27 protein-coding genes are annotated in these 26,443 nt (G+C 70.8%); 19 read left to right on the top strand and 8 right to left on the bottom strand.

The window, feature by feature from the left end:
• Positions 1-6 precede the first annotated feature (6 nt).
• From glyA to B9W62_RS12240, 12 genes are all read left to right on the top strand, one after another.
• A complete protein-coding gene (gene glyA / locus B9W62_RS12295) occupies positions 7-1,263 on the top strand; it encodes a serine hydroxymethyltransferase (RefSeq protein ID WP_087807220.1) in 1,257 nt (418 codons plus the stop codon).
• A gap of 154 nt (positions 1,264-1,417) precedes the next feature.
• Positions 1,418-2,722 (top strand): MraY family glycosyltransferase, encoded by a 1,305-nt coding sequence (locus B9W62_RS12290; protein WP_087807219.1) that lies wholly within the window; start codon positions 1,418-1,420, stop codon positions 2,720-2,722.
• A 271-nt stretch (positions 2,723-2,993) separates the two neighbouring features.
• A complete protein-coding gene (locus B9W62_RS12285; RefSeq protein WP_087807218.1) occupies positions 2,994-3,428 on the top strand; it encodes a Cg1360 family ATP-synthase-associated protein in 435 nt (144 codons plus the stop codon).
• A 210-nt stretch (positions 3,429-3,638) separates the two neighbouring features.
• Positions 3,639-4,478 (top strand): F0F1 ATP synthase subunit A, encoded by an 840-nt coding sequence (gene atpB / locus B9W62_RS12280; protein WP_179235452.1) that lies wholly within the window; start codon positions 3,639-3,641, stop codon positions 4,476-4,478.
• A 72-nt stretch (positions 4,479-4,550) separates the two neighbouring features.
• The gene (gene atpE / locus B9W62_RS12275; protein ID WP_030545783.1) at positions 4,551-4,775 is read left to right on the top strand and encodes an ATP synthase F0 subunit C; all 225 of its coding nucleotides are present in this window, start codon (positions 4,551-4,553) and stop codon (positions 4,773-4,775) included.
• 42 nt (positions 4,776-4,817) lie between these two features.
• Positions 4,818-5,378: a F0F1 ATP synthase subunit B gene (locus tag B9W62_RS12270; RefSeq protein ID WP_179235451.1), complete on the top strand. Its 561-nt coding sequence runs from the start codon at positions 4,818-4,820 to the stop codon at positions 5,376-5,378.
• A gap of 5 nt (positions 5,379-5,383) precedes the next feature.
• A complete protein-coding gene (locus B9W62_RS12265; RefSeq protein ID WP_179235450.1) occupies positions 5,384-6,199 on the top strand; it encodes a F0F1 ATP synthase subunit delta in 816 nt (271 codons plus the stop codon).
• Between the two features lie 187 nt (positions 6,200-6,386).
• Positions 6,387-7,976, top strand: a complete 1,590-nt coding sequence (gene atpA / locus B9W62_RS12260; protein WP_087807216.1) for a F0F1 ATP synthase subunit alpha — start codon at positions 6,387-6,389, stop codon at positions 7,974-7,976.
• Positions 7,977-7,997: 21 nt separating this feature from the next.
• A complete protein-coding gene (locus tag B9W62_RS12255; protein ID WP_087807215.1) occupies positions 7,998-8,915 on the top strand; it encodes a F0F1 ATP synthase subunit gamma in 918 nt (305 codons plus the stop codon).
• Positions 8,915-10,351 carry a F0F1 ATP synthase subunit beta gene (gene atpD / locus B9W62_RS12250; RefSeq protein WP_087807214.1) on the top strand — a complete coding sequence of 479 codons (1,437 nt, stop codon included), beginning with the start codon at positions 8,915-8,917 and terminating at the stop codon, positions 10,349-10,351. Before B9W62_RS12255 ends, atpD begins: the two co-directional genes overlap by 1 nt.
• A gap of 131 nt (positions 10,352-10,482) precedes the next feature.
• On the top strand, positions 10,483-10,857 hold the full coding sequence (locus tag B9W62_RS12245; protein ID WP_030187277.1) for a F0F1 ATP synthase subunit epsilon: 375 nt from the start codon (positions 10,483-10,485) through the stop codon (positions 10,855-10,857).
• 142 nt (positions 10,858-10,999) lie between these two features.
• Complete coding sequence (locus tag B9W62_RS12240) at positions 11,000-11,449, top strand: DUF2550 domain-containing protein (protein ID WP_087807213.1); 450 nt, start codon at positions 11,000-11,002, stop codon at positions 11,447-11,449.
• 21 nt (positions 11,450-11,470) lie between these two features.
• Here B9W62_RS12240 and B9W62_RS12235 read toward each other — a convergent pair whose 3' ends face one another.
• From B9W62_RS12235 to B9W62_RS12225, 3 genes are all read right to left on the bottom strand, one after another.
• The gene (locus B9W62_RS12235) at positions 11,471-13,297 is read right to left on the bottom strand and encodes a glycoside hydrolase family 18 chitinase (protein ID WP_087807212.1); all 1,827 of its coding nucleotides are present in this window, start codon (positions 13,295-13,297) and stop codon (positions 11,471-11,473) included.
• 147 nt (positions 13,298-13,444) lie between these two features.
• A complete protein-coding gene (locus tag B9W62_RS12230) occupies positions 13,445-14,086 on the bottom strand; it encodes a response regulator (protein WP_087807211.1) in 642 nt (213 codons plus the stop codon).
• Entirely contained in the window at positions 14,083-15,291 is a 1,209-nt protein-coding gene (locus tag B9W62_RS12225) for a sensor histidine kinase (protein WP_087807210.1), read from the bottom strand. The genes B9W62_RS12230 and B9W62_RS12225 overlap by 4 nt, the downstream gene beginning before the upstream one ends.
• A gap of 152 nt (positions 15,292-15,443) precedes the next feature.
• Between B9W62_RS12225 and B9W62_RS12220 the strand changes: the two genes are divergently transcribed.
• Positions 15,444-16,034 (top strand): hypothetical protein, encoded by a 591-nt coding sequence (locus tag B9W62_RS12220; protein ID WP_087807209.1) that lies wholly within the window; start codon positions 15,444-15,446, stop codon positions 16,032-16,034.
• Between the two features lie 42 nt (positions 16,035-16,076).
• On the opposite strand, the gene B9W62_RS12215 is transcribed toward B9W62_RS12220, so the two are convergent.
• Genes B9W62_RS12215 through B9W62_RS12205 form a run of 3 tightly spaced genes read right to left on the bottom strand, consistent with a single transcriptional unit; the run spans position 16,077 to position 18,212 of the window.
• Positions 16,077-16,649 (bottom strand): cob(I)yrinic acid a,c-diamide adenosyltransferase, encoded by a 573-nt coding sequence (locus tag B9W62_RS12215; RefSeq protein WP_087807208.1) that lies wholly within the window; start codon positions 16,647-16,649, stop codon positions 16,077-16,079.
• Between the two features lie 13 nt (positions 16,650-16,662).
• Complete coding sequence (locus B9W62_RS12210; RefSeq protein WP_087807207.1) at positions 16,663-17,412, bottom strand: ABC transporter permease; 750 nt, start codon at positions 17,410-17,412, stop codon at positions 16,663-16,665.
• A 17-nt stretch (positions 17,413-17,429) separates the two neighbouring features.
• Entirely contained in the window at positions 17,430-18,212 is a 783-nt protein-coding gene (locus tag B9W62_RS12205) for an ABC transporter ATP-binding protein (protein WP_087807206.1), read from the bottom strand.
• Between the two features lie 80 nt (positions 18,213-18,292).
• Here B9W62_RS12205 and B9W62_RS12200 point away from each other — a divergent pair, with 80 nt between their 5' ends.
• The 4 genes from B9W62_RS12200 (at position 18,293) to B9W62_RS12185 (ending at position 23,292) form a co-directional block, all read left to right on the top strand.
• The gene (locus B9W62_RS12200) at positions 18,293-18,934 is read left to right on the top strand and encodes a TetR/AcrR family transcriptional regulator (RefSeq protein WP_087807205.1); all 642 of its coding nucleotides are present in this window, start codon (positions 18,293-18,295) and stop codon (positions 18,932-18,934) included.
• 136 nt (positions 18,935-19,070) lie between these two features.
• Positions 19,071-19,919: a 3-hydroxyacyl-CoA dehydrogenase family protein gene (locus tag B9W62_RS12195; RefSeq protein ID WP_087807204.1), complete on the top strand. Its 849-nt coding sequence runs from the start codon at positions 19,071-19,073 to the stop codon at positions 19,917-19,919.
• Between the two features lie 191 nt (positions 19,920-20,110).
• Positions 20,111-20,434, top strand: a complete 324-nt coding sequence (locus B9W62_RS12190) for an STAS domain-containing protein (RefSeq protein WP_087807203.1) — start codon at positions 20,111-20,113, stop codon at positions 20,432-20,434.
• 233 nt (positions 20,435-20,667) lie between these two features.
• Positions 20,668-23,292 carry an ATP-binding protein gene (locus B9W62_RS12185; protein ID WP_087807202.1) on the top strand — a complete coding sequence of 875 codons (2,625 nt, stop codon included), beginning with the start codon at positions 20,668-20,670 and terminating at the stop codon, positions 23,290-23,292.
• A gap of 99 nt (positions 23,293-23,391) precedes the next feature.
• On the opposite strand, the gene nucS is transcribed toward B9W62_RS12185, so the two are convergent.
• Entirely contained in the window at positions 23,392-24,063 is a 672-nt protein-coding gene (nucS, locus tag B9W62_RS12180; RefSeq protein ID WP_179235449.1) for an endonuclease NucS, read from the bottom strand.
• A 280-nt stretch (positions 24,064-24,343) separates the two neighbouring features.
• Here nucS and B9W62_RS12175 point away from each other — a divergent pair, with 280 nt between their 5' ends.
• On the top strand, positions 24,344-24,736 hold the full coding sequence (locus B9W62_RS12175; RefSeq protein WP_003973607.1) for an SCO5389 family protein: 393 nt from the start codon (positions 24,344-24,346) through the stop codon (positions 24,734-24,736).
• 79 nt (positions 24,737-24,815) lie between these two features.
• On the opposite strand, the gene B9W62_RS12170 is transcribed toward B9W62_RS12175, so the two are convergent.
• Positions 24,816-25,844 (bottom strand): LLM class flavin-dependent oxidoreductase, encoded by a 1,029-nt coding sequence (locus B9W62_RS12170; RefSeq protein ID WP_087807200.1) that lies wholly within the window; start codon positions 25,842-25,844, stop codon positions 24,816-24,818.
• Between the two features lie 256 nt (positions 25,845-26,100).
• Between B9W62_RS12170 and B9W62_RS12165 the strand changes: the two genes are divergently transcribed.
• On the top strand, positions 26,101-26,433 hold the full coding sequence (locus B9W62_RS12165) for an ATP/GTP-binding protein (RefSeq protein ID WP_087807199.1): 333 nt from the start codon (positions 26,101-26,103) through the stop codon (positions 26,431-26,433).
• Positions 26,434-26,443: the final 10 nt, after the last annotated feature.

The following is a 26,443-nucleotide window of genomic DNA, read 5'->3' as shown; positions in this document are numbered from 1 at the left end:
CGCACCATGTCGGTCACCCACGACGTCATCGAGGCCGAGGACAGCTCGCTCGGCGTCCTGCTGAGCCAGGACCCCGAGCTGGCCGAGATCCTGTTCGCCGAGGGCCGCCGGCAGTCGACGACCCTCCAGCTGATCGCCGCCGAGAACTTCACCTCCCCCGCCGTGCTGGCCGCCCTGGGCTCCCCGCTGGCCAACAAGTACGCCGAGGGCTACCCGGGCGCCCGCCACCACGGCGGCTGCGAGATCGTCGACGCCGCCGAGCGGCTCGCCGCGCAGCGCGCCCAGGCCCTGTTCGGCGCCGAGCACGCCAACGTGCAGCCGCACTCCGGCTCCTCCGCCGTGCTGGCCGCCTACGCCGCCCTGCTGCGTCCCGGCGACACCGTCCTGGCCCTGGGCCTGCCGTACGGCGGCCACCTCACCCACGGCTCGCCGGGGAACTTCTCCGGCCGCTGGTTCGACTTCGTCGGCTACGGCGTGGACGCGGAGACCGGGCTGATCGACTACGACCAGGTGCGCACCCTGGCCCGCACGCACCGCCCCAAGGCCATCGTGTGCGGCTCCATCGCCTACCCCCGCCACGTCGACCACGCCGCCTTCCGGGCCATCGCCGACGAGGTGGGCGCCTACCTCATCGCGGACGCCGCGCACCCGATCGGGCTGGTCGCCGGGGGAGCGGCGCCCAGCCCGGTGCCGTACGCCGACATCGTGTGCGCCACCACGCACAAGGTGCTGCGCGGCCCCCGCGGCGGCATGATCCTGTGCGGAAGCGAACTGGCCGAGCGGGTCGACCGGGCCGTCTTCCCGTTCACCCAGGGCGGGGCCCAGATGCACACCATCGCCGCCAAGGCCGTCGCCTTCGGGGAGGCGGCGACCCCCGCCTTCGCCGCGTACACCCACCAGGTGGTCGCCAACGCCCGGGCCCTCGCGTCCCACCTGGCGGCCGAGGGCCTGGTCGTCACCACCGGCGGTACGGACACCCATCTGCTCACCGTCGACCCCGCCCCGCTCGGCGTCGACGGCAAGGCCGCACGGGGGCGGCTGGCGGCGGCCGGGATCGTCCTGGACTGCTGCCCGCTGCCGCACGGCGACGCCCGCGGGCTGCGCCTGGGCACCGCGGCCGTGACCACGCAGGGCATGGGGGAGCGGGAGATGCGGGCGGTGGCCACGCTGCTCGCCGGGGTACTCAGGGGCGACCCGGAGCCCACCGCGGCGCGGGGCGACGTACGGGACCTGGTGACGGAGTTTCCTCCGTATCCGGACTGAGATCTCCCGCGGTGTCCGGGCCGGGGCGGGGGAGGCGGACACGGGTGCACAGCCGCACGTGCAACCATCGTCGTTACCCGGAAGTCCTCATCCATATGCGTGGATGGCTAGGCTGTGAGGCCGGGAATGGCCAGCGAGACCTGTGGGGAAGCCCGTGCGTGAATACCTGCTGACGCTCTGCGTCACGGCCGCGGTGACGTATCTGCTCACCGGGCCGGTACGCAAGTTCGCGATCGTGGCGGGTGCGATGCCCGAGATCCGGGCCCGCGACGTGCACCGGGAACCCACTCCGCGGCTCGGCGGGATCGCCATGTTCTTCGGGCTGTGCGCGGGCCTGCTGGTCGCCGACCACCTGACCAATCTCCACCAGGTCTTCGAGCAGTCCAACGAACCGCGCGCGCTGCTCTCCGGCGCCGCCCTGATCTGGCTGATCGGTGTCCTGGACGACAAGTTCGAGATCGACGCCCTGATCAAGCTGGGCAGCCAGATGATCGCCGCCGGCGTGATGGTGGTGCAGGGTCTGACGATCCTGTGGCTGCCCATCCCGACCGTGGGCACGGTCGCGCTGACCCAGTGGCAGGGCACGCTCCTCACCGTGGCGTTGGTCGTCGTGACCATCAACGCGGTCAACTTCGTCGACGGCCTCGACGGTCTCGCGGCCGGCGTGGTGTGCATCGCGGCGGCGGCGTTCTTCATGTACGCCTACCGGATCTGGTACTCGTACGGCATCGAGGCCGCGGCGCCCGCCTCGCTGTTCGCCGCCATCCTGATGGGCATGTGCCTGGGCTTCCTGCCGCACAACATCCATCCCGCGCGCATCTTCATGGGCGACTCGGGCTCGATGCTGATCGGCCTGGTCCTGGCGGCGAGCGCGATCTCCATCACGGGCCAGGTGGACCCGGACAGCCTCTTCGGCGGCTCCGAGCGCAACACCGTGCACCAGATGGTGCCGGTCTACATCCCGCTGCTGATGCCGCTGACCATCATCGCCATCCCGGCCGCCGACCTGATCCTGGCGATCGTGCGCCGCACCTGGCGCGGCCAGTCGCCGTTCGCCGCGGACCGGGGGCACCTGCACCACCGCCTGCTGGAGATCGGGCACTCGCACAGCCGCGCGGTGCTGATCATGTACTTCTTCTCGGCGCTGATCGCCTTCGGCGCGCTCGCCTACTCGGTGAACGCGGCGTCGATGTGGATCGTCCTGGGCGTCGTCTTCCTCAGCGCGATCGGTCTGGTCCTGCTCCTGCTGCCGCGCTTCACCCCGCGCGCCCCCCGCTGGGCCGAGGCCTTCGTGCCGCCGCGCTACCGGCGCCGCCGGGCGGCCACCGCCACCGCGGCCGAGGGGGCGGCCCCGGCGGTCGCGGAGGAGGACGACGAGGAGGAGCGGGTGCGCGTCACCGTGGGCGTCTCGGGCGTCAACGGGGCGACCGCCGTCGGACCCCGTTCGCGGGCACGGTAAGAAAAGGCGTGGGGATAAACCTCCCCATTACCAGACAAGTGGGTGCAGTAATTGCACAAACGCGCACTGTCACTCTCACGTGTGACAGCAAGCACACCCACAGGTAAAGACCTCATCAAATAGTTTGTGATACGGTTCACGAGTATTCCCGGGTTAGAGCCCAAGGACCGTAGTGCGACGGTCTCTTGAACGTGCGGACACCGTCCGACCCGGGGCTACGCTCGTCCATGACGACACCTGCCCCCTGTGTGTTGAAAGCGGAGTTGCCGCCATGCCGTCCAATGACGTCCGGATCCTGCTTCAGGCTGCCGTGCCCACGGCTGCCGTCGGCGCTGTAGCCGCCGTCGTCAGTGCCGTGGTCGCCGGTGGCAAGGGCGCGGTCGGAGCCGTCGTCGCGACCGTGGTTGCGATGCTCTTCATGGGGATCGGCCTCTACGTCCTTCAGCGCACCGCCAAATCGCTTCCGCACCTTTTCCAGGCGATGGGCCTGATGCTCTACGCGGCACAGATCCTGCTGCTGTTCGTCTTCCTCGCCGTCTTCAAGAACACGACGCTGTTCAACCCCCGGTCCTTCGCGATCACTCTGGTCGCCGTCACGCTCGCGTGGATCGCGGCGCAGACGCGGGCGCACATGAAGGCCAAGATCCTCTACGTCGAGCCCGATCCGACGGGCGAAAAGCCCGAAAAGACGGGCCACTCGTCGTGAGGGGTAGGGCCGGGATAAAGAGGCAAGTGAAGTCCTGCTATCGTCCGGTGCCAACTGCGGCATCGCGGGCGCGGGCATCTCGGCTGACGCCTGCTGAATCGCGAGGCGAGATGCCCCACAGCCGCCCCCACATCCGTAACACCAGTCCCGTGCCGAACAGCGGTTACGCGCCGCGCCGACACAACGAGGTTGCCGTACCCATGCGCCACGATGAAGGAGCCCGCGGTGAGTGCTGACCCGACGCAGGTGCTCGCCTTCGAGACCGACTGCCACCTGTTCGACGGGTGTGGCTTCCCGGCTCCCGGCCTGCATTCGTTCCTCTTCGAGCCGCTCTGGGGCAACGCAGACGGCAACGGCATGTACTTCAACAAGCCGATGCTGCTGGCCCTGCTCGGCTCGATCATCATCGTGGGCTTCTTCTGGGCCGCCTTCAACAAGCCGAAGGTTGTCCCGGGCAAGCTCCAGATGGTCGCCGAGGCCGGCTACGACTTCATCCGCCGCGGCGTGGTGTACGAGACGATCGGCAAGAAGGAGGGCGAGAAGTACGTCCCGCTCGTCGTGACGCTCTTCTTCTTCATCTGGATGATGAACCTCTGGTCGATCATCCCGGTCGCCCAGTTCCCGGTGACGTCGATCATCGCCTACCCCGCGGGCATGGCCGCGATCGTCTACATCCTGTGGGTCTCGCTGACCTTCAAGCGCCACGGCTTCGTCGGCTTCTTCAAGAACGTCACCGGCTACGACAAGTCGCTCGGCGCGGTGCTGCCGCTGGCCATGACGATCGAGTTCTTCTCGAACCTGATCGTCCGCCCCTTCACCCACGCCGTCCGGCTCTTCGCGAACATGTTCGCGGGCCACACCCTGCTGCTCCTCTTCACGATCGCCAGCTGGTACATGCTGAACGGCATCGGCATCGCCTACGCGGGCGTCTCGTTCGTGATGACGATCATCATGACGGCCTTCGAGCTCTTCATCCAGGCCGTGCAGGCTTATGTGTTCGTGCTGCTGACCTGCACCTACATTCAGGGCGCGCTCGCCGAGCACCACTGAGTCGTCCCGCACCACACCCCAGCCGTCCGGTGGCCAACCCCCACCGGTCCGTAAAGAGAAGGAAGAACTGGCATGTCCCAGACCCTTGCTGCCGTCGAAGGTTCGCTCAGCTCCGTCGGTTACGGCCTGGCCGCCATTGGCCCCGGCGTCGGCGTCGGCATCATCTTCGGTAACGGCACCCAGGCCCTCGCCCGCCAGCCCGAGGCGGCCGGTCTGATCCGCGCCAACCAGATCCTGGGCTTCGCGTTCTGTGAGGCGCTCGCCCTCATCGGTCTCGTCATGCCGTTCGTCTACTAAGACGAGCACGGACGACCGACCCTTTCGACGAAAGGCACTGATGTGAACTCCGCCCTGGTTTTCCTGGCGGCTGAGGGTGAGAAGGAGAATCCCCTCATTCCGCCGTGGCCGGAAGTTGTCATCGGCCTCATCGCTTTTGCCATCGTCTTCGGCTTCCTCGCCAAGAAGCTCCTCCCGAACATCAACAAGGTTCTGGAAGAGCGCCGCGAGGCCATCGAGGGCGGTATCGAGAAGGCCGAGGCCGCGCAGACCGAGGCCCAGAGCGTCCTCGAGCAGTACAAGGCACAGCTCGCCGAGGCCCGGCACGAGGCCGCGCGACTGCGTCAGGAAGCGCAGGAGCAGGGCGCCACGCTCATCGCCGAGATGCGCGCGGAAGGCCAGCGGCAGCGTGAGGAGATCATCGCCGCCGGTCACGCCCAGATCCAGGCCGACCGCAAGGCCGCCGCGTCCGCGCTGCGCCAGGACGTCGGACAGCTGGCCACTCAGCTGGCCGGCAAGCTGGTCGGCGAGTCCCTCGAGGACCACGCCCGCCAGAGCCGTGTGATCGACCGGTTCCTGGACGAGCTGGACGACAAGGCGACGACGGCAGAGGCAACCCGATGAGTGGGATGCACGGAGCGAGCCGCGAGGCCCTGGCCGCCGCGCGCGAGCGTCTCGACGCGCTGACGGACTCCACGTCCGTGGACGCCGGCTCGCTCGCCGACGAGCTGGCCGCCGTCACCGCGCTGCTCCACCGCGAGGTGTCGCTGCGTCGGGTCTTCACCGACCCGGCGCAGTCGGGCGAGGCCAAGGCCGAGCTCGCCCAGCGTCTCCTCGGCACCCAGGTCAGCGGCCCGGCCGTCGACCTGGTGGCCGGCATGGTGCGCTCCCGCTGGTCGCAGCCCCGCGACCTGGTGGACGTGCTGGAGGTGCTGGCGAACACCGCCGACCTCACCGCCGCCCAGAAGCGCGGCCGGCTCGACAACGTCGAGGACGAGCTGTTCCGGTTCGGCCGGATCGTCTCCTCCAACACGGAGCTGCGCGCCGCGCTCACCAACCGGTCGGCCACCACCGCGGCCAAGGGCGAGCTGCTGCGCAGCCTGCTCGGCGGCCGTGCGGAGCAGACCACCGAGCGTCTGGTGACGCGCCTTGTCACCGCGCCGCGGGGACGTAGCCTGGAGTCGGGACTCGAGTCCCTGTCCAAGCTCGCCGCCGACCGGCGCGACCGGATGGTCGCCGTGGTCACCTCGGCGGTGCCGCTGAGCGACACGCAGAAGCAGCGCCTCGGCGCGGCCCTCGCGAAGGTCTACGGCCGTCCGATGCACCTCAACCTCGACGTGGACCCCGAGGTCCTCGGCGGAATCCGGGTGCAGGTCGGTGACGAGGTCATCAACGGCTCCATCGCGGACCGCCTGGAGGACGCCGGCCGCCGGCTGGCGAGCTGACGCCTCACGCGACGGCGATCGCGACAACAGCACAGCAGGACAGCAGTAACAGAGCAGTAGCAGTACGTACTTACGACGGCCCTGGTTGGGCCGTGCAGAGGATTCACCTCTCATTGGGGGGAGTCCCGACTCGTGGAATACCCCCCAAGTGAAACTTCGGGCCCAACAAGGAGAGCAGGGAACTCAGATGGCGGAGCTCACGATCCGGCCGGAGGAGATCCGGGACGCACTGGAGAACTTCGTCCAGTCGTACAAGCCGGACGCGGCCTCGCGCGAGGAGGTCGGTACGGTCACCCTTGCCGGCGACGGCATCGCGAAGGTCGAGGGCCTGCCCTCGGCCATGGCCAACGAACTGCTGAAGTTCGAGGACGGCACCCTCGGCCTCGCCCTCAACCTCGAGGAGCGCGAGATCGGTGCCATCGTCCTCGGTGAGTTCAGCGGCATCGAGGAGGGGCAGCCGGTCTCGCGTACCGGTGAGGTCCTCTCCGTGGCCGTCGGCGAGGGCTACCTCGGCCGCGTCGTCGACCCCCTCGGCAACCCGATCGACGGCCTCGGCGAGATCGAGACCAGCGGTCGCCGCGCCCTCGAGCTGCAGGCCCCCACGGTCATGCAGCGCAAGTCGGTGCACGAGCCGATGGAGACGGGCTACAAGGCCGTCGACGCCATGACCCCGATCGGCCGCGGCCAGCGCCAGCTGATCATCGGCGACCGCCAGACCGGCAAGACCGCCCTGGCCGTCGACACGATCATCAACCAGCGCGACAACTGGCGCACCGGCGACCCGAACAAGCAGGTCCGCTGCATCTACGTCGCCATCGGCCAGAAGGGCTCCACCATCGCGTCCGTGCGCGGCGCGCTGGAGGAGAACGGCGCGCTGGAGTACACGACCATCGTGGCCGCCCCGGCGTCCGACCCGGCCGGCTTCAAGTACCTGGCGCCGTACACCGGCTCGGCCATCGGCCAGCAGTGGATGTACGAGGGCAAGCACGTCCTGATCATCTTCGACGACCTGTCGAAGCAGGCCGACGCCTACCGCGCCGTGTCGCTGCTGCTGCGCCGCCCGCCGGGCCGTGAGGCCTACCCGGGTGACGTCTTCTACCTGCACTCCCGTCTGCTGGAGCGCTGCGCGAAGCTCTCCGACGCCGAGGGCGCCGGCTCGATGACCGGTCTGCCGATCGTCGAGACCAAGGCCAACGACGTGTCGGCGTTCATCCCGACCAACGTCATCTCCATCACCGACGGCCAGTGCTTCCTGGAGTCCGACCTGTTCAACGCCGGTCAGCGTCCGGCCCTGAACGTCGGTATCTCGGTCTCCCGCGTCGGTGGCTCCGCCCAGCACAAGGCCATGAAGCAGGTTTCCGGCCGACTGCGCGTGGACCTCGCCCAGTTCCGTGAGCTGGAGGCGTTCGCCGCCTTCGGTTCCGACCTGGACGCCGCGTCGAAGTCGCAGCTGGAGCGCGGTCAGCGCATGGTCGAGCTGCTGAAGCAGGACCAGTACCAGCCGATGGCCACCGAGGACCAGGTCGTCTCCGTCTGGGCCGGCACCACCGGCAAGATGGACGAGGTGCCGGTCGGCGACATCCGCCGCTTCGAGAGGGAGCTCCTCGAGTACCTGCACCGCCAGGAGCAGGGCCTCATGACCTCCATCCGCGAGGGCGGCAAGATGTCGGACGACACCCTCCAGGCCGTCGCCGAGGCGATCGCGTCGTTCAAGAAGCAGTTCGAGACCTCGGACGGCAGGCTGCTCGGCGAGGACGCCCCGTCCGCCGCCAAGTGACGTAAGGAAGGGACCTGACTCATGGGAGCCCAGCTCCGGGTCTACAAGCGTCGCATCCGATCCGTCACCGCGACCAAGAAGATCACCAAGGCGATGGAGATGATCGCCGCCTCGCGCGTCGTCAAGGCGCAGCGCAAGGTGGCGGCCTCCACGCCGTACGCGCGGGAGCTCACCCGCGCGGTCACGGCGGTCGGTACCGGGTCGAACACGAAGCACCCGCTCACCACGGAGGCGGACAGCCCGAGCCGTGCCGCGGTCCTGCTCCTCACGAGCGACCGCGGTCTGGCCGGCGCCTTCAACTCCAACGCCATCAAGGCGGCGGAGCAGCTGACCGAGCGCCTCGAGCGTGCGGGCCGCCAGGTCGACACGTACATCGTCGGCCGCCGCGGTCTGGCCCACTACAACTTCCGCGAGCGCAAGGTCGCGGAGTCGTTCGCGGGCTTCACCGACGAGCCGGCGTACGCGGACGCCAAGAAGGTCGCGGCGCCGCTGATCGAGGCCATCGAGAAGGACACGGCGGAGGGCGGCGTGGACGAGCTCCACATCGTCTACACCGAGTTCGTCTCGATGATGACGCAGACGGCGGTCGACTCCCGGCTGCTGCCGCTGAGCCTCGACGAGGTCGCGGAGGAGTCCGGCGCGAAGGACGAGATCCTTCCGCTGTACGACTTCGAGCCGTCGGCGGAGGACGTCCTCGACGCCCTGCTGCCGCGCTACGTCGAAAGCCGCATCTACAACGCGCTGCTCCAGTCGGCTGCCTCCAAGCACGCCGCCACCCGGCGCGCGATGAAGTCGGCCACCGACAACGCGGGCGAGCTGATCAACACGCTCTCCCGTCTTGCCAACGCGGCCCGCCAGGCCGAAATCACCCAGGAAATCAGCGAGATCGTCGGTGGCGCCAGTGCCCTGGCCGACGCGAACGCGGGGAGTGACAACTAATGACCACCACTGTTGAGACCGCGACGGCCACGGGCCGCGTCGCCCGGGTCATCGGCCCGGTCGTCGACGTGGAGTTCCCCGTCGACGCGATGCCGGACATCTACAACGCGCTGCACGTCGAGGTGGCCGACCCGGCCAAGGAGGGTGAGCTCAAGACGCTGACCCTCGAGGTCGCCCAGCACCTCGGTGACGGCCTGGTCCGCACCATCTCCATGCAGCCCACCGACGGCCTGGTCCGCCAGGCCGCGGTGACGGACACGGGCTCGGCCATCTCCGTCCCCGTCGGCGACTTCACCAAGGGCAAGGTGTTCAACACCCTCGGTGAGGTGCTGAACGTCGACGAGCAGTACACCGGTGAGCGCTGGCCGATCCACCGCAAGGCCCCGAACTTCGACGAGCTCGAGTCGAAGACCGAGATGTTCGAGACCGGCGTCAAGGTCATCGACCTGCTGACCCCGTACGTCAAGGGCGGCAAGATCGGTCTGTTCGGCGGTGCCGGCGTCGGCAAGACGGTGCTCATTCAGGAGATGATCTACCGCGTCGCCAACAACCACGACGGTGTCTCCGTGTTCGCCGGTGTCGGCGAGCGCACCCGTGAGGGCAACGACCTCATCGACGAGATGAGCGAGTCCGGCGTCATCGACAAGACCGCGCTGGTCTTCGGTCAGATGGACGAGCCGCCGGGCACCCGTCTGCGCGTCGCGCTGGCCGGCCTGACCATGGCCGAGTACTTCCGCGACGTCCAGAAGCAGGACGTGCTGTTCTTCATCGACAACATCTTCCGCTTCACCCAGGCGGGTTCCGAGGTGTCGACCCTGCTCGGCCGCATGCCCTCCGCGGTGGGCTACCAGCCGAACCTGGCCGACGAGATGGGTCTCCTCCAGGAGCGCATCACCTCGACCCGTGGTCACTCGATCACCTCGATGCAGGCGATCTACGTCCCCGCGGACGACCTGACCGACCCGGCCCCGGCCACCACCTTCGCCCACCTCGACGCGACGACGGTGCTCTCCCGTCCGATCTCCGAGAAGGGCATCTACCCGGCCGTGGACCCGCTGGACTCGACGTCCCGCATCCTCGACCCGCGGTACATCGCGGCGGACCACTACCAGGCCGCGATGCGCGTGAAGAACATCCTCCAGAAGTACAAGGACCTCCAGGACATCATCGCGATCCTCGGTATCGACGAGCTGGGCGAAGAGGACAAGCTCGTCGTCCACCGCGCCCGTCGCGTGGAGCGCTTCCTGTCCCAGAACACCCACGTCGCCAAGCAGTTCACCGGCGTCGACGGGTCGGACGTCCCGCTGGACGAGTCGATCGCGGCCTTCAACGCGATCTGCGACGGCGAGTACGACCACTTCCCGGAGCAGGCGTTCTTCATGTGCGGTGGCATCGAGGACCTGAAGAACAACGCCAAGGAGCTGGGCGTCTCCTGAGCCCCGGCTCGCGGTGAGCCGCACGGTTCACCACCCGGAGGGGGCGGGCGCGTCCCGTCCCCTCCGGCACGCCCCTTAGACTTGTAACCAACACCCGGCTCTCCCGCCGGGTGGTGACCCGAGGAGCCACCTTGGCTGCTGAGCTGCACGTCGCGCTGGTCGCGGCCGACCGAGAGGTCTGGTCCGGCGAGGCCACCCTGGTCGTCGCGCGCACCACGTCCGGCGACATCGGCGTCATGCCCGGTCACCAGCCGCTGCTCGGTGTGCTGGAGTCGGGCCCGGTGACCATTCGTACGAGTGACGGCGGGACCGTCGTCGCCGCGGTGCACGGCGGTTTCATCTCGTTCGCCGACAACAAGCTGTCGCTGCTGGCCGAGATCGCCGAGCTGTCGGACGAGATCGACGTCCACCGCGCCGAGCGCAAGCTCGAGCAGGCGAAGGCGGAGGGCGACGCCCACGCCGAGCGCCGCGCGGACGTCCGACTGCGCGCGGCGGCGGGACGCTGATCCACAGCACAGTGCGATAGCGTCGTGCCATGACGTCACTCAGCCGCGGCTGGGACCGGAGCCATCCGGACCCGGCCGCGGCTGAGGCAGATCCGGGTGTTTTTTCCGTTCCGTTACCTAGGAGACGAGGAGGTCGGTGTCGATGGCCCTCGCTCTGACTGTGTGCGGAATCGTGGTGGCCGTGGTGGTGATCGGCCTCTTCGTCTTCGGTCTGCGCCGCCGGCTGATCCAGCGCTCGGGCGGCACCTTCGACTGCTCCCTGCGCTGGGACGCCCCCAAGGAGGGCGACACCACCGACGGCAAGGGCTGGGCCTACGGGGTGGCCCGCTACAACGGCGACCGGGTCGAGTGGTACCGCGTCTTCTCGTACTCCCCCCGCCCGCGCCGCGTCCTCGAGCGCTCCGCGATCGAGGTGGCCGGCCGCCGGGTGCCGGACGGGGAGGAGGAGCTGGCGTTGCTCTCCGACGCCGTGGTCCTGGCCTGTCTGCACCGGGGCACCCGGCTCGAACTGGCGATGAGCGAAGACGCGCTGACCGGATTCCTCGCGTGGCTGGAAGCAGCCCCGCCCGGTCAGCGCGTCAATGTCGCCTAATGGTCCCTACGGCTGCTGTTCTTACTTCAGGCCGCTGTCGATGGCGCTCACCAGTTCGCCGTTCGCGGTGTCGCCGCTGAACTCCCAGAAGAAGGCGCCGCCGAGGCCCTGCTGCTCGGCCCAGTCCATCTTCGACTTGATGGTGGCCGGGGTGTCGTAGGACCACCAGTTGGAGCCGCAGTGGGCGTACGCGGTGCCCGCGACGGTGCCGGTGGCGGGGCAGCTGTTCTTGAGGACCTTGTAGTCCTCGATGCCCGCCTCGTAGGTGCCGGTGGCCGGGCCGGTGGCGGTGCCGCCGGGCGCGGACTGCGTGACGCCGGTCCAGCCGCGGCCGTAGAAGCCGATGCCGATCAGCAGCTTGTCGGCCGGGACGCCCTTGGACTTGAACTTCGCCATCGCGTCGGCGGTGGTGAAGCCCTGCTGCGGGATGCCGTCGTACGCGGTCAGCGGCGAGTGCGGAGCGGTCGGACCGTTCTTCGCCCAGGCACCGAAGAAGTCGTACGTCATCACGTTGTACCAGTCGAGGTACTTCGCGGCCTCGCCGTAGTCGGCGGCGTCGATCTTGCCGCCGTCCGTGCCGTCGGCGGTGACGGCCGCGGTGACCAGGTAGTCCTGGCCGAACTCGGCGCGCATGGCCTTCATCATGCTGCTGAAGGCGTTCGGGGCGCTGGTCTCGTCACAGCTGAGACCGCAGGCGTTCGGGTACTCCCAGTCCAGGTCGATGCCGTCGAAGACGTCGGCCCAGCGCGGGTCCTCGACCAGGTCGTGGCAGGACTTCGCGAACGCGGCCGGGTTCTTCACGGCGTCGGGGAAGCCGCCGGACCAGGTCCAGCCGCCGAAGGAGTAGAGGATCTTGATGTTCGGGTACTTGGCCTTCAGCTTGCGCAGCTGGTTGAAGTTGCCGCGCAGGGGCTGGTCCCAGGTGTCGGCGACGCCGTCGACGGACTGGTCGGCGGTGTACGCCTTGTCGTAGTCGGCGTACGCGTCGCCGATGGTGCACTTGCCGCCCTGGACGTTGCCGAAGGCGTAGTTGATGTGCGTGATCTTGTCGGCGGAGCCGGAGGTGACCAGGTTCTTCACGTGGTAGTTGCGCCCGTAGACGCCCCAGTTGGTGAAGTAGCCCATCTTGACCTCGTCACCGGTGCCGGGGTTGCCGCCGTCCCCGCCGGTGGTGGTGACCTTCACGGAGCCGCTGGCCGGGCCGGTCTGGTCGCCGGTGTCGCGGGCCTTGACGCTGTACGAGTAGGCGGTGCCCTTGGTGAGGCCGTTGTCCGTGTAGGTGGTGCCGGTGACGGTGGCGACCTTGGCGCCGTCCCGCAGGACGTCGTAGTTCTTGACGCCCTTGTCGTCGGTCGCCGCCGACCAGGACAGCTTCACCGAGGTGTCGGTGATGTCGGAGGCGGTGGGCGTGCCGGGCGCGGAGGGGGCCGCGTCGCCGGGGACCGAGGTGCCGTCGCAGCTGCCGCCGTTGAGCTTGCAGTTGGACGGGGAGCCGGGCCCGCTGCCGTTGAAGCCGAAGGAGACCGAGGCGCCGGGGGCGAGCGTCCCGTTCCAGCCGACGTTCTTGGCGGTCCAGTGGTCGCCGGAGTTGGTGACGGTGGCGTCCCAGGCGGAGGTGACCTTGGTGCCGGTGGGGAAGTCCCACTCGACGGTCCAGGAGCTGAGGGAGGTGGTGCCGGTGTTCTTCACCGTCCAGCTGCCGCCGAAGCCCGTGCCCCAGTCCGAGGTCTTGGCGAAGGTGGCCGTCGCGCTCGTGGCCGCCTGGGCCGGGCTCGCGAGGCCGACCAGGCCGGCGAGGGGAAGCGCCAGGGTCGCTGCGAGTGCCGCGGCTTTGTGTCTGAAGCGCATGTGCGCCTCCTTATAGGGGGATGTTGTCGAGGGCATGACTGAGCCTCATGCCCGCAGTGCGGCGAGAATAGAAAGGTCTGGACCATAGGTCAATAGGTCTGGACCAATGTGGCGCCCGGGGGTTGAGCCGGTGGTTGAGAGGGGAAACTAGATCCCCAACTCCTGCGCCAGTACCGCCGCTTGCACCCGGCTGCGCAGCCCCAGCTTCCCCAGCAGGCGGCTGACGTGCGTCTTCACCGTGGCCTCCGCCATGTCCAGGCGCTCGGCGACCGCCGCGTTGGACAGCCCCTCGCCGAGGCACGACAGCACCTCGCGCTCACGCCGGGTCAGCTCCCGCAGCACCGCCGGGTCCGCGGTCGGTTCGCGCACCGGCTGCGCGGCGAACTCGGCGATCAGCCGCCGGGTGACGGCCGGGGCCACGATGCCCTCGCCGCCGGCCACCGTGCGCACGGCCGCGAGCAGGTCCTTGGCGTCGGTGTTCTTCAGCAGGAACCCGGCGGCCCCCGCCCGCAACGCCCCGAAGACGTACTCGTCCAGATCGAACGTGGTCAGCACCAGGACGTCGGCGAGCTGCTCCCCGACCACGATCCGGGTCGCCGAGACGCCGTCCATACGCGGCATCTGCACGTCCATCAGCACCAGGTCGGGACGGAGCTCCCGGGCCAGCGTCACCGCCTGCTCGCCGTCCGCGGCCTCGCCCACCACCTCGATGTCCGGGGCGCTGCCCAGGATCAGCACCAGTCCCGCGCGGACGGCGGACTGGTCCTCGGCGACGAGGACGCGGATCATGCCAGGTCTCCTTCGGTCAGGGGCAGCGTGGCGCGCACGGCCCAGATCTTGCCGCCCGCCGGGCCGGGGTCCGCCACCGCCCCGGCCTCGAACGTGCCGCGCAGCAGCGCGGCCCGCTCCCGCATCCCGACCAGACCGGCGCCGGAGCCGGGAGCGCGCGGGGTGTCCCGCTCGCCGTACGGGCTGGTCACCTCGACCCGCAGGGCGCCCTCGTGCCGGTCGAGCCGGACCCGGACGGTGCCCCGCGAGGCGTGCTTGAGCGCGTTGGTGAGCGACTCCTGCACGATCCGGTACGCGGCCAGCTCGACCGGCGCGGGCAGGTTGTCGGCGGGGCCGGCGTCGAGGGTGACGTCGAGGGTGACGTCGAGGCCGTTGGCGCGGGCGCCGTCGACCAGCGCGCCGAGCCCGCCGAGGGTGGGGGCGGGGGCCGGTTCGGTGTCCCCGCCGCTGTCCCGCAGGATGCCGATCAGGCGTCGCATCTCGGCCAGTCCCGCCACGCTGTTCTCCCGGATTACGCCGAGCGCCTGCCGGGTGGTCGCCGCGTCGTCCAGGGAGAGCGCGGCCGTGGAGTGGATGGCGATCGCGGAGAGGTGGTTGGCGACCATGTCGTGCAGCTCGCGGGCCATCCGGGAGCGCTCCGCCGTCACCGCCTGGACCCGGTCCATCTCCGCGAGCAGCGCGGTCTGCTCGGCCCGCAGCAGCGCGGCGTCGGCGGCCTCGCGGTGGTTGCGGACGATGAGCCCCGTGGAGGCGGGCGCGAAGGACACGACGCCGACGGCGACGCCGATGAGCAGTGTCTCGGGCACCCGCCACACAGCGAACGGCACCAGCGTCGAGGCGACGGTGAGCAGCCCGGTGATCCACGGGATGCGCCGTGCCGAGGCGGGCGGGCCGTACAGCACGGCGGCGTACATCAGGTCGGTGTACATGATCACCGTGACCAGGCTGCCCTGGGTGAGCGTGTCCGCGGCCAGCGCGACGGTGCCGATCAGCAGACCGGTGCGCGGCGCGGCCCGGCGCAGCAGCTCGCAGCCCGCCATGACGGCGAGCGGCAGCAGCAGCGGCCAGCCGCCGTCGAACAGCACGATCGGCTCGTCGGCCGGCCGTACGCCGAGGCCGATGCCCCACAGCAGCAGCCCGCCGAGCAGACCCGCCGACGCGGCGTACACGTCGAAGCGGCGCGGGCGGGGGAGTCGTGCGGCCATGCCACCATCCAACACGGCCCGCGCCCCGCCCGCCTGATCCCGGGGAAGGGTCCCGCACTGCATCTTTCGATGTACCGGAGGTTCGTCACCGCCGACGACGAACCCGGCGGATCCCCACGGGAGCCTGGAAGGGTGAACGAAGGGAGTGCGTCGTGGTCGTCGCGTTGATCATCGCCTGCGAGGTGGGCTTCTGGGTCCTGCTGGCCCTCGGGCTCGGCGCCCGCTACCTGTTGAAGTGGCGGCGCACCAGCGTGGTCCTGCTGCTGTGCGAGCCGGTGCTGGAACTGGTGCTGTTCGCCGTGACGGCGTACGACCTGAGGAACGGCGCCGAGCCCGGCTGGGAGCACGGCCTGGCCGCGCTGTACATCGGCTACACCGTCGCCTACGGCCACTACACGATCCGCTGGCTCGACGGCCACGCCGCCCACCGCCTGGCCGGCGGCCCGCCGCCGCGCAAGCCGCCGCGGCACGGGCTGCCCCGGGCCGCCCACGAGGGCCGGATGTGGCTGCGGACGGTCGTGGGTGGCGCCGTCTCCTCGGCGCTGCTCCTGGCCGCCGTCTGGTACGTCGGCGACGAGGGGGACGCCTCGGCCCTGGAGGCAACCCAGGGCGCGGTACTGAAGGTCGTCGGCATCCACGGCCTGATCGCCCTCACCTACCTGGTCTGGCCGAAGAAGGCCCCGGCGGGCAGCGCCCCGAAGGGGCGCGGGGAACTGGGCGAACAGCCACGACGATGTGATTAGACGATCGGCGGCCGGGTCGTCACGCCCCTCCCCGCGGAGCGCTCAGCGCTCCCCGCCCGGCACCCACAGCACGTCGCCGACCTCCTTGTTGGCCACCCGGGCCAGGATGAAGAGCAGGTCGGAGAGGCGGTTCAGGTAGGTCGCGGTGAGCGGGTTCATCGTCTCGCCGTGGGCCTCCAGGGCCGCCCAGGTGGAGCGCTCGGCCCGGCGGACCACCGTGCACGCCTGGTGCAGCAGGGCCGCGCCGGCGGTGCCGCCGGGAAGGATGAAGGAGCGGAGCTTCTCCACCTCGGCCAGGTAGCGGTCGCAGTCCGCCTCCAGCTTGTCGACGTAGAACTGCTCGACCCGCAGGGGCGGGTACTGCGGGTCCTCCACCACCGGCGTCGACAGGTCCGCGCCCACGTCGAACAGGTCGTTCTGGACGCGGACGAGGACCTTGACGACCTCCTCGGACAGGCCGCCCAGGGCGATGGCGGTACCGATCACCGCGTTCGCCTCGTTGGCGTCGGCGTACGCGGAGATCCTGAGGTCGGTCTTGGGGACCCGGCTCATGTCGCCGAGGGCGGTGGTGCCCTGGTCTCCGGTCCGGGTGTAGATGCGCGTCAGGTTGACCATGGGACCAGCGTAGTTACGCCCCGGCGGTGCGGAACACGCGTGTGCCCACCGTCACGGCCAGCGCGGTGAAGGCCAGCGCCACCAGGACGCCGTACAGCATGTGCGCCGTCGCGTAGGAGCCGACGTAGGCGTCCCGGACCGCGTCCACCAGATAGCGGAACGGCATCAGGTGCGAGAGCACGTCCAGCCAGGCCGGGCCCAGGGTCATCGGGAGCATCAGGCCGGACAGCAGCATCGACGGCATGGTCAGCGCGTTGACCGCGGGCCCGAACTCCTGTGGCGTACGCACCTTCATCGCCAGCGCGTACGACAGCGAGGCCAGCGAGACCGTGAGCAGGGCGACGAACGCGAAGCCGATCAGCACGCCGGGCAGCGGCGCGCGCAGGCCCATCACCAGGGCGGCGAGCACCAGCAGCACCGCCTGGAAGGCGAAGACGGTGGCGTCCCGCAGGACCCGCCCGAGCAGCAGCGCCAGGCGGCTGACGGGCGTGACGCGCATCCGCTCGACCACCCCCTGGCTGTTCTCGATGATGACCGAGAACCCGGCGAAGGAGGCGCCGAACAGGCCCAGTTGCAGCAGCAGGCCGGGGACCAGCACCTGCCAGGAGCTGCCCTGCCCGCCGAGCGGCAGGTCGGTCAGCAGCGGGCCGAAGAAGAGCAGGTACAGCAGCGGCATCAGCACGCCGAACAGCAGCGCGAAGCGGGAGCGCAGCGACTGGCGCAGATAGCGGCCGTAGATGAGGCCGGTGTCGTGGAGCAGCATGGGGAATCCTCGAAGGGTCAGACGGCGACGGGGGCGGCGTCGGCCGGGGCGGCGCTGCGGCCGGTGACGGCCAGGAAGGTGTCCTGGAGGGAGGCGTCGGGCGAGCCGCCGTACTCCAGCTTCAGGGCGGCCGGAGTGCCCTCGGCCACCACCACGCCGCCGTCCACGACCACCAGGCGGTCGGAGAGGGCGTCGGCCTCGTCGAGGTAGTGGGTGGTCAGGAAGACCGTGGTGCCGTGCTCGTCGCGCAGGCGGCGGACCAGGTCCCACAGGTCGGCGCGGCTGCCCGGGTCAAGACCGGTCGTCGGCTCGTCCAGGAAGAGCACCTTCGGGCGGTGCGTGAGCGCCATCGCGATGTCCAGCCGGCGCCGCTGCCCGCCGGAGAGCGCGCCGCACTTGCGGTCGAGCAGCTCGGTCAGGTCCAGGTCCCGGGCCAGCTCGTCGGCGCGCTCGGCGGCCCGCGCCCGGGTCAGCCGGTACAGGCGGCCCTGGGTGACCAGCTCCTCCCGCACGGTGATCTGCGCGTCCACCCCGCCCGACTGCGCCACGTACCCGCAGGCCGCGCGCACCCCGGCCGGGTCGGTCGCCAGGTCGTGGCCGGCCACGGTGGCCGCGCCGCCGGTGGGGGCCAGCAGGGTGGTGAGCATCCGCAGGGTGGTGGTCTTGCCGGCGCCGTTGGGGCCGAGGAAGCCCAGGATCTCGCCCGCGCGGACGGTGAGGTCGATGCCGCGCACCGCCTCGACCGGTCCGCGCTTCGTGGCGAAGGTGCGGGCCAGCTGGGCCGTACTGATGATTGCCATGCGCCCCAGAAAAACAGAGTCACTGAAATTTTGCAATGACCCCAAGTATTCAGCGGACCCAGCGAAGCTAGGATGCGGACATGGCCGAGGGACTCAGGGAGCGGAAGAAGCGGCAGACCCGGCAGTACATCTCGGATGTCGCCACGGGACTGTTCCTGGAGCGCGGTTTCGAGGCCGTGACGGTGGCGGAGGTCGCGGACGCCGCGAACGTCTCCGTCAACACCGTCTACAACTACTTCCCGGCCAAGGAGGACCTGTTCCTCGACCGCTCCAAGGGGGTCGTCGACCGGCTGTCGCGCTGGGTGCGCGGGCGCCGCGACGGGGAGTCGGCGGCCCGGGCCGTGCTGCGGGAACTGCGCGAGGAGGTCGAGTCGGTCTCGCCCCGGATCGGCCTCATGGACGGGTACGCGCGCTTCATGGGAGTCATCCACTCCTCGCCCGCGCTGCGTTCCCGGCTCTGGGCGATCGGCCAGGAGGTGCAGGACAACCTGGAGCACACCCTGCGCGAGGAGACCGGCGCCCCGGACGACGACCCCGTCCCTCCGCTGATGGCCGGTCAGATCAACTGGCTGCACGGCACGGTGATGGCGACCATCGGCCGCCGCCTGATGGCCGGCGGGAAACCCGCCGAAGTGTCCCGCGACATCCTCGTGCTGCTGGACGAGATGGAGGACCTGTTGAGTGACAGGGTGCTCAACTACGCCGTACGAGGCGAGCAGTGACACCCGAATGGCACCCCTCGGTGTGACGTCCGTCATTTGAGACGTGACGCGCGTTACTAACCGGTCACACAGCGCCTCACGCCCGCTAATCTCCGGCCGAGAGACGAGAATCAGCGCGTATCAGGGGAGTCGCACAGTGGCACGGAAGCTCGCCGTCATCGGAGCCGGTCTCATGGGATCCGGCATCGCCCAGGTCTCCGCGCAGGCGGGCTGGGACGTCGTCCTGCGCGATGTCACCGACGAGGCGCTGCGGCGCGGCACCGACGGCATCAGGGCCTCCTACGACAAGTTCGTCGCCAAGGGGAAGCTCGCCGCCGACGACGCCGAGGCCGCCCTCGGGCGCATCACCGCGACCACCGACCTGGACGCCGCCGCCGACGCGGACGTCGTCGTCGAGGCCGTCTTCGAGAAGCTGGAAGTCAAGCACGAGATCTTCCGTACTCTGGACAAGCTGGTGAAGGACGGGGCGATCCTCGCGTCCAACACCTCCGCCATCCCGATCACCAAGATCGCGGCCGTGACGGAGCGCCCCGAGCGGGTCGTCGGCACCCACTTCTTCTCGCCGGTCCCGATGATGCAGCTCTGCGAGCTGGTGCGGGGCTACAAGACCAGTGACGAAACGCTCGCCACCGCACGCGAGTTCGCCGAGTCCACCGGCAAGACCTGCATCGTCGTCAACCGCGACGTCGCGGGCTTCGTGACCACCCGGCTCATCTCCGCCCTCGTCGTCGAGGCCGCGAAGCTGTACGAGTCGGGCGTCGCCACCGCCGAGGACATCGACCTCGCCTGCAAGCTGGGCTTCGGCCACGCCATGGGACCCCTGGCCACCGCCGACCTGACGGGCGTCGACATCCTGCTGCACGCCACGGGCAACATCTACACGGAGTCCCAGGACGAGAAGTTCGCCCCGCCGGAGCTGATGCGCCGGATGGTGGACGCCGGTGACATCGGCCGCAAGAGCGGGCAGGGCTTCTACAAGCACTGAGGTCGCACCGGCCCCGGCAAACGTCACACGCCGGGGTGAATTCGGTATCGGTTCGCTTACAGGCGGCAACCTCCGGTCGTTTCGGCCAGTCAGAGGGTGCAACACCTGATATCGCCGAGAGACCACAACGCGCGCAACGCAACGCCGAAGACGAAGAAGACGACGAAGAAGACGCACGCCGGGGAGCGCATATGCACATCAGGGGCGACCACGTCGAGCTGGTCGTCGGGGGCCGCCTCGACGTCCGCAGCGCGGCGGACGCCCGTACGGTCCTGCACTCGGCCGTCGACGACGGAGCCGGCGACCTGGTGCTCGACCTGTCAGAGCTGGACTCCTGGGACGCCACCGGACTCGGCGTGATCATGGGAGCCCACCGGCGGGCCGGCCGCTGCGGGCGGCGGCTGGTGCTGCGCGGTGTGCCGCCGCAGATGCAGCGCCTGCTGGTGGCCACCCGGCTGCACCGGATCCTCGCCATCGAGGGCGGCATCGGTGTGGAGACCCTGCCCCGCGTGTAAGTGAAGGTTCACACCTCCGACACACGCAATCCTCACGAGACCGTGACCTCTCGGGCCGTCCGGCACCCCGGACTGTCGGAGATACTGGGCGAAGGTTTAGGGTCTGGCTGCCCGCTGCCTTTGCAAACCCGCCGGCGGGCCCGGACCAGAAGCGACAGCGCGGTGTGCGGCAAGGCCGGGAGGGTGGTCCCTGCCGGGGCCCTGCACACGACGCTTTTGGGGGGCTTGAACCAATGGACCCGAACAACCGGGGCCCTGAGGAGTACGGCCAGGACGGCGACCACCAGGCGCCGCGCCCGCGCCCGCACAGGGACCCCATCACCTCCGACTTCGGACAGCACGCGCCCGCGCTCGCCCGCACGGCGCAGGTGGTGTCCGGCGACTTCCTGCTCACCGTCAACCCCGTCGACGGCAGCGAGATCGAGGTCTGCCCGCCCACCGAGCGGCCCGCCCGGCCCGAGAAGCTCACCGCGGCCGAACGCGCCGAGGCGGAGCGCGCCGCGCGGCCGCCCGTCCCGCCGGGACCGGTCCGCACCGTCCTCGGCCTGCTGGCCCGCGAGGACGAACGCGAGCGCCTGGTGCGCCTCCTCGCCCGCGGCCGCTCCGTCCGCCTCACCGGCCCCGCGGGCTCCGGCCGCACCAGCCTCCTCGACGTCGTCGCCGAGGACTGCGCGGGCCTCGCGCCCGACGGCGTCGTCCGCCTCAGCGGCCACCACCGCACCGCCGACGACCTCCTGCACGACCTCTTCCACGCCGTCCACCGCGCACCCCTGCACCGCCCGGGCCGGACGGAACTCCTCGGGTACCTGCGCGAGGTCGGCGCGGTCGTCGTCCTGGACGACATCGAGTTCGGCGGCACCGCCCTCGACGAACTCCTCGACGCCACCCCCGAGTGCGCCTTCCTCCTCGGCGCGACCCCGGAGGTGGCCGCACCCTCCGCCGACTCGGCCGTCGAGGAGGTCTTCCTCACCGGCCTGGACCGCGCGGACGGCGTGGAGCTGCTGGAGCGCGCCGCCGGGCGTTCCCTCACCGAGGAGGAGGCCAACTGGGCCGGAGACCTCTGGTTCGAGTCCGAGGGCCTGCCGCTGCGCTTCGTCCAGGCCGGTGCCCTGCTGCGCCGCCGGGACCGGGAGCGGGCCGGCGCCGACGCCGTCGACGAGTTCGGCGTCTTCGCCGACGCCCGCCCCACCGACGACACCCCCTACGACGCCGCCGAGGCCGACGACGTACCCCTGCCGTCCCTCGGCGAGGCCGCCGCGCCCGCGCCGCTGCTCGCCTCCCGGCTGAGCGCCTCCGCCCGCGCCACCCTGGAGTTCGCCGTCGCGCTCGGCGGCGAGGTGCCGCACCAGGCCCACCTGCCCGCCCTGGTCGGCGACACCCACGCGGACGCCGCCCTCGGGGAACTGACCGACTGCGGGCTGGTCTCCCCGGTCGGCTCCCGCTACCGGCTGGCCGCCGGGGTGCTCACCCAGCTGGAGAGCGCCGGGTACGCCGACGCCGTGCCGGAGCGGGCGCAGGCCGCCGCCCAGCACTACGCCTGGTGGGCCGGGCACCCCTCGGTCACCCCCGAGCGGGTCTGCGCCGAGGCCGACGCCGTCCTGGCCGCCCTCGCCGTGCTGGTGCCGACGACCACCCCGCCCGCGGACGACGCGGAGAGCCCCGCCGTCCAGCTGGCCCGCACCGCGGCGCCCGCGTTCGCCGCCGGACTGCACTGGGGCGCCTGGCAGCGGGCGCTGCGCTCGGGCACCGAGGCCTCCCGGCTCGCCGGTGACGTCGCCGAACAGGCCTACTTCCACCACGAGCTGGGCGTCCTCGCGCTGTGCGAGGACCAGCTGGACCGGGCGCGCGCCGAGCTGGAGGCCTCCATCGGGCTGCGCGGCGCGCTCTCCGACAAGCGCGGCGCCGTGGCGGGCCGCCGCGCCCTCGCGCTGGTCGCCGACCGCACCGGGGACACACCGGGCCTGGGCAGCGGTGCGGGCGCGTTCGGCGCGGCGGCCCCCGCCGCCGGACTCGGTGCCGTCGGCGCCGGGCTCGGTCCGACAGTGGGGGAGGAGGTGCCCGACGCCCGCAACGAGGAGTCGGCGTCGCCGTCCGCGGGCGTTCCCGCGCCCTTCCCGCCGCTCCAGCCGCGTCCGCAGTCCCCCACCCTCGTCACCCGCCGCGAGCCCGAGGAGGAGCCGTCCCGCACGGTCGTCGGCGGCATCAAGGGCTTCGCGCGGCGCAACCTGGTGGCCGCCGGAGCGGGCGCGCTGCTCGTCGCCGTGCTCGGCACGGTGGTCACCCTGGGGGCCACCTCCGAGAACGACCCCGGGGACCCCTCCAACGAGGTCGGCGTCAACCCGTCGGCCAGCCAGGGCATCGACGACGGCAGTCTGGGCGCGGACCGGCCCTCCGACGACGGCAAGGACCAGGAGACGCCCGGCGGCCCGACCGGCTCGGGCCCGGACGGCACCCCGGGGACCACGGACGACCCGGCACCGACGGAGTCGGGGCAGCCCTCGGACGGGCCGAGCAGTACCGGCGGCACCACCGACCCCGGGGACGAGGAGAGCCCGGACGACCCCGGGTCGCCGGACGAGCCGAGCAAGTCGCCGAGCGCGCCGACGACGAAGCCGACGTCGCCGAAGCCGACGGACACCGAGCCGACGGACCCCGGGACGCCCACCGAGTCCGACGACCCCACCACACCCGCCCCCACCGACACGGACACGCTGCCGCCCTCGACGCCGGAGACCTCCGACACGGCGAGCCGCGCGTCGACCCCCACCGCCGCCGGTTCCCCCGCGGACACCGCGACCGCCTCGCAGAGCGGCGCGGCGACCGGCGGACCGGGCACGGTGACGGGCCCGGTCATCTGACCGCGCGGGACGGGTGACAGCGCAGGAGGGCCGGGTCCGCCGCACGGACCCGGCCCTCCTCACGTCGTACGTGACGCGTCCTCAGGACGCGCCGCGCCCTCAGAACAGCCGCAGCTTGTCGTCCTCGATGCCCCGCAGCGCGTTGTAGTCCAGCACCTGGCAGCCGATGCCGCGGTCCGTGGCCAGCACGCGGGCCTGCGGCTTGATCTCCTGGGCGGCGAAGACGCCGCGCACCGGGGCGAGATGCGGATCGCGGTTCAACAGCTCCAGGTAGCGCGTGAGTTGCTCCACGCCGTCGATCTCGCCGCGCCGCTTGATCTCGACCGCGACGGTGCCGCCCTGGGCGTCCCGGCACAGGATGTCGACCGGGCCGATGGCGGTCATGTACTCGCGGCGGATGAGGGTGTAGCCCTCGCCGAGGGTGTCGATGCGGTCGGCGAGCAGCTCCTGGAGGTGTGCTTCCACGCCGTCCTTGATCAGGCCCGGATCGACGCCCAGTTCGTGCGAGGAGTCGTGGAGGATCTCCTCCATCGTGATGATGAGCTTCTCGCCCGCCTTGTTGACGACGGTCCAGACGCCCTCCTCGTCGCCCGTGCCCTCCTTCAGGGTGCAGGGCGGCGACATCCAGTTGAGGGGCTTGTAGGCCCGGTCGTCGGCGTGGATCGAGACGCTGCCGTCCGCCTTGACCAGGATCAGCCGGGGGGCCGAGGGCAGGTGGGCGGTGAGCCGTCCGGCGTAGTCGACGGAGCAGCGGGCAATGACGAGACGCATGGTCGGCAACGCTACTCGACGGGCCGGGCCCGACGCGATTCGCCCGTGCCCGCGCACCCCGGCGCACTGTCCCACTTCTCCCATTGGCCCCGTGTTGCGCACTGGCCGATTGTGGGCCTACGGGATGGTGTCCATCTGGGCATTCTCCTGGTGCCGTCACGATCGGTTGCTTACGGTATTGAACGGGAGGTCGCGAACTGTGTACGCAGCGTGTTCGGAATCGCGCACTCCCTTAACTGTCCGGCAACCCCTGCTGGTCGGGGGTGCGAGAGGAGAACCCATGTCGCTCGACGTCTCACCGGCCCTACTCGAACAGGCCGAGCGAGGCGAGGTCGACGAAGCAGACTTCGTCGACTGCGTCCGGACCTCCCTGCCCTACGCATGGGAGATGGTCAGCTCCCTGGTGGCACAGCTGAAGGTCGACGGCGGAGCCTTCGCCGACAACCAGACGCCCCCGCCGGACGAGCAGGCGCGCGGTCAGCTCCTGCGTGCGCTCGCGAGTGACGCCATACGCGGTGCACTTCAGCGGCACTTCGGCGTGCGGCTGGCCTTCCAGAACTGCCACCGGGTGGCGGTGTTCCCGTTGGACTCCTCTGTCGACGAGACGCTGACCAAGTTCACGTCGGTGCGCAGCCAGTTGCTGAACCAGTCGCCGGAACTGCGCGACTGCTGACGCCCGCGGTCCCCGCTTGCCGCTCCGTACGCGGGAGGTGCAGTTCTGTACCGGAGCGGCAAGCTCCCCGCCCGCCGGCTCAGCGGAGCTGGGGGAGTACCTCGGCCCCGAGCCGGCGTACGTTCTCCTCGGTCGCCGCCAGGTCTCCCGAGCCCTCGACGAGCAGGGCGAAGCGGGAGATGCCGGTCCGCTCGCCGGTGGCCGCGAGCCGGTCCGCGCACAGCCGGGGGGTGCCCACCGGGTGCAGCCCGCAGAGCAGTTCGGTGTAGGCGTGCGGGTCGCGCATCTGCCGGGCCCGGCCGTCCACCGTGACATGGGCGCCCAGGCCCTGCCGCAGCCAGCCCGGCATCGCCTTGAGCAGGGTCTCGGCCGCGTCCGAGCGCCGGTCCGCGATCTGGCAGACACCGGCCGAGACGTGCCCGGCGCCGTCGATCTCCGCCGCCGGACGCCCGGCCGCCCGCGCGTGGCGCCGCCACAGGGCGACCATCTCCGCCTTCTCCTCGTCGCCGACGTGCATCCCGAGGAGCATCGGCAGCCCCCGCTCGGCCGCCAGGCGCACACTCGACGGCGAGGTGCAGGCGACGACGACCTCCGGGCCCGGCTCCTCGGACAGGGACTCCGAGGGGCGCGGCACGACGGGCACCTCGCGGAAGCGGTAGCGGTCGCCCGAGGCGCCGACGGCCGGCTCGCGCAGCCAGCGCAGCAGCAGGTCGAGCGAGTCCGGAAACCCCTTCTCGTACGCCTGGAGACCCGCGCCGAACACCTCCAGGTCCACCCACGGGCCGCCGCGGCCCACGCCCAGCGAGAAACGGCCGCCGCTGGTGACGTGCAGCAGCGCGGCCTGCTCGCCGAGCGCCACGGGGTGGACGGTGGGCAGCACACTGACCGCGGTGCCGACCCGGATGCGCCGGGTGCGGCCCAGCAGCAGCGCGGCCAGGGTCACGGCCGACGGACACGTGCCGTACGGCACGAAGTGGTGTTCGGCCAGCCAGACCGCGTCGAGCCCGGCCTCCTCGGCGACCTCGGCCGAGCGGACCGCGCGGTGCAGCGCCTCCCCCTGGCCCTGGCCCGGGAACTGGGCGCCCAACACGAAACTTCCTACGCGCATTGCCTTTTCCTGCTTCCTCGGCCCCGACGTGGAGCTCCCCCGCACGGCATAACCGCCTGACACGTGCCGAGGACACGGCCGGACGAAGGAATTTGCGGATTGTCTGCAGAATCGGCCGTTGTCGAAGCGGTTCCCGGGCCCGGACGGACAACACCGGTCGGGGGAGTTGCGGTCTTCGGCGCCGTACGCGTACCCGTGTCCGTGCCGCGTAGGCTGGATGCGGCCCTGCTTCCTGTATAGCTCCGTGAGGTGTCCTGTGTCCCCGCGTCGCAACCGACCCAAGGGAGCCGGTCTCGCCGGCCGGAGCGCCGAGGAGGACGGCTCCGGCCGCTACGGCGGCTGGCAGTCCTCGGAGGACTGGCAGGGCGAGGAGTGGAGCGTACGGCACGTGGCGGGCGCGAGCGCGCAGGGCAAGTCGTACCGCTGCCCGGGCTGCGACCAGCTCATTCCGGACGGTGTCCCGCACGTCGTGGCCTGGCCGGCCCACTCGGGCGTCGACGAGCGCCGGCACTGGCACAAGGCCTGCTGGAACGCGAAGGACCGCCGCACCACGCGGGTGCAGCGGTCCCGTAACGCGCCGAGGTTCTGAGGCCCCTCCG

This window comes from Streptomyces sp. CS113 (genome assembly GCF_002188365.1).
GTDB classification, from domain to species: domain Bacteria; phylum Actinomycetota; class Actinomycetes; order Streptomycetales; family Streptomycetaceae; genus Streptomyces; species Streptomyces tendae.
This window is presented reverse-complemented; position numbering and strand designations above follow the sequence as displayed.

Excerpts from the sequence above, each read along its gene's own strand:
- B9W62_RS12210 (WP_087807207.1), bottom strand. The coding sequence starts at position 17,412 with ATGCTGCTCCACGACACCGGCCTCATCTACGGCCGCTATCTGCGCCAG.
- B9W62_RS12265 (WP_179235450.1), top strand. The coding sequence starts at position 5,384 with ATGCACGGAGCGAGCCGCGAGGCCCTGGCCGCCGCGCGCGAGCGTCTC.
- atpD (WP_087807214.1), top strand. The coding sequence starts at position 8,915 with ATGACCACCACTGTTGAGACCGCGACGGCCACGGGCCGCGTCGCCCGG.
- glyA (WP_087807220.1), top strand. The coding sequence starts at position 7 with ATGTCGGTCACCCACGACGTCATCGAGGCCGAGGACAGCTCGCTCGGC.
- nucS (WP_179235449.1), bottom strand. The coding sequence starts at position 24,063 with ATGCGTCTCGTCATTGCCCGCTGCTCCGTCGACTACGCCGGACGGCTC.
- B9W62_RS12235 (WP_087807212.1), bottom strand. The coding sequence starts at position 13,297 with ATGCGCTTCAGACACAAAGCCGCGGCACTCGCAGCGACCCTGGCGCTT.
- B9W62_RS12225 (WP_087807210.1), bottom strand. The coding sequence starts at position 15,291 with ATGGCCGCACGACTCCCCCGCCCGCGCCGCTTCGACGTGTACGCCGCG.
- B9W62_RS12205 (WP_087807206.1), bottom strand. The coding sequence starts at position 18,212 with ATGGCAATCATCAGTACGGCCCAGCTGGCCCGCACCTTCGCCACGAAG.
- B9W62_RS12175 (WP_003973607.1), top strand. The coding sequence starts at position 24,344 with ATGTCGCTCGACGTCTCACCGGCCCTACTCGAACAGGCCGAGCGAGGC.
- B9W62_RS12200 (WP_087807205.1), top strand. The coding sequence starts at position 18,293 with ATGGCCGAGGGACTCAGGGAGCGGAAGAAGCGGCAGACCCGGCAGTAC.
- B9W62_RS12215 (WP_087807208.1), bottom strand. The coding sequence starts at position 16,649 with ATGGTCAACCTGACGCGCATCTACACCCGGACCGGAGACCAGGGCACC.
- atpE (WP_030545783.1), top strand. The coding sequence starts at position 4,551 with ATGTCCCAGACCCTTGCTGCCGTCGAAGGTTCGCTCAGCTCCGTCGGT.
- B9W62_RS12285 (WP_087807218.1), top strand. The coding sequence starts at position 2,994 with ATGCCGTCCAATGACGTCCGGATCCTGCTTCAGGCTGCCGTGCCCACG.
- atpB (WP_179235452.1), top strand. The coding sequence starts at position 3,639 with ATGAAGGAGCCCGCGGTGAGTGCTGACCCGACGCAGGTGCTCGCCTTC.
- B9W62_RS12170 (WP_087807200.1), bottom strand. The coding sequence starts at position 25,844 with ATGCGCGTAGGAAGTTTCGTGTTGGGCGCCCAGTTCCCGGGCCAGGGC.
- B9W62_RS12255 (WP_087807215.1), top strand. The coding sequence starts at position 7,998 with ATGGGAGCCCAGCTCCGGGTCTACAAGCGTCGCATCCGATCCGTCACC.
- B9W62_RS12240 (WP_087807213.1), top strand. The coding sequence starts at position 11,000 with ATGGCCCTCGCTCTGACTGTGTGCGGAATCGTGGTGGCCGTGGTGGTG.
- atpA (WP_087807216.1), top strand. The coding sequence starts at position 6,387 with ATGGCGGAGCTCACGATCCGGCCGGAGGAGATCCGGGACGCACTGGAG.
- B9W62_RS12190 (WP_087807203.1), top strand. The coding sequence starts at position 20,111 with ATGCACATCAGGGGCGACCACGTCGAGCTGGTCGTCGGGGGCCGCCTC.
- B9W62_RS12185 (WP_087807202.1), top strand. The coding sequence starts at position 20,668 with ATGGACCCGAACAACCGGGGCCCTGAGGAGTACGGCCAGGACGGCGAC.
- B9W62_RS12230 (WP_087807211.1), bottom strand. The coding sequence starts at position 14,086 with ATGATCCGCGTCCTCGTCGCCGAGGACCAGTCCGCCGTCCGCGCGGGA.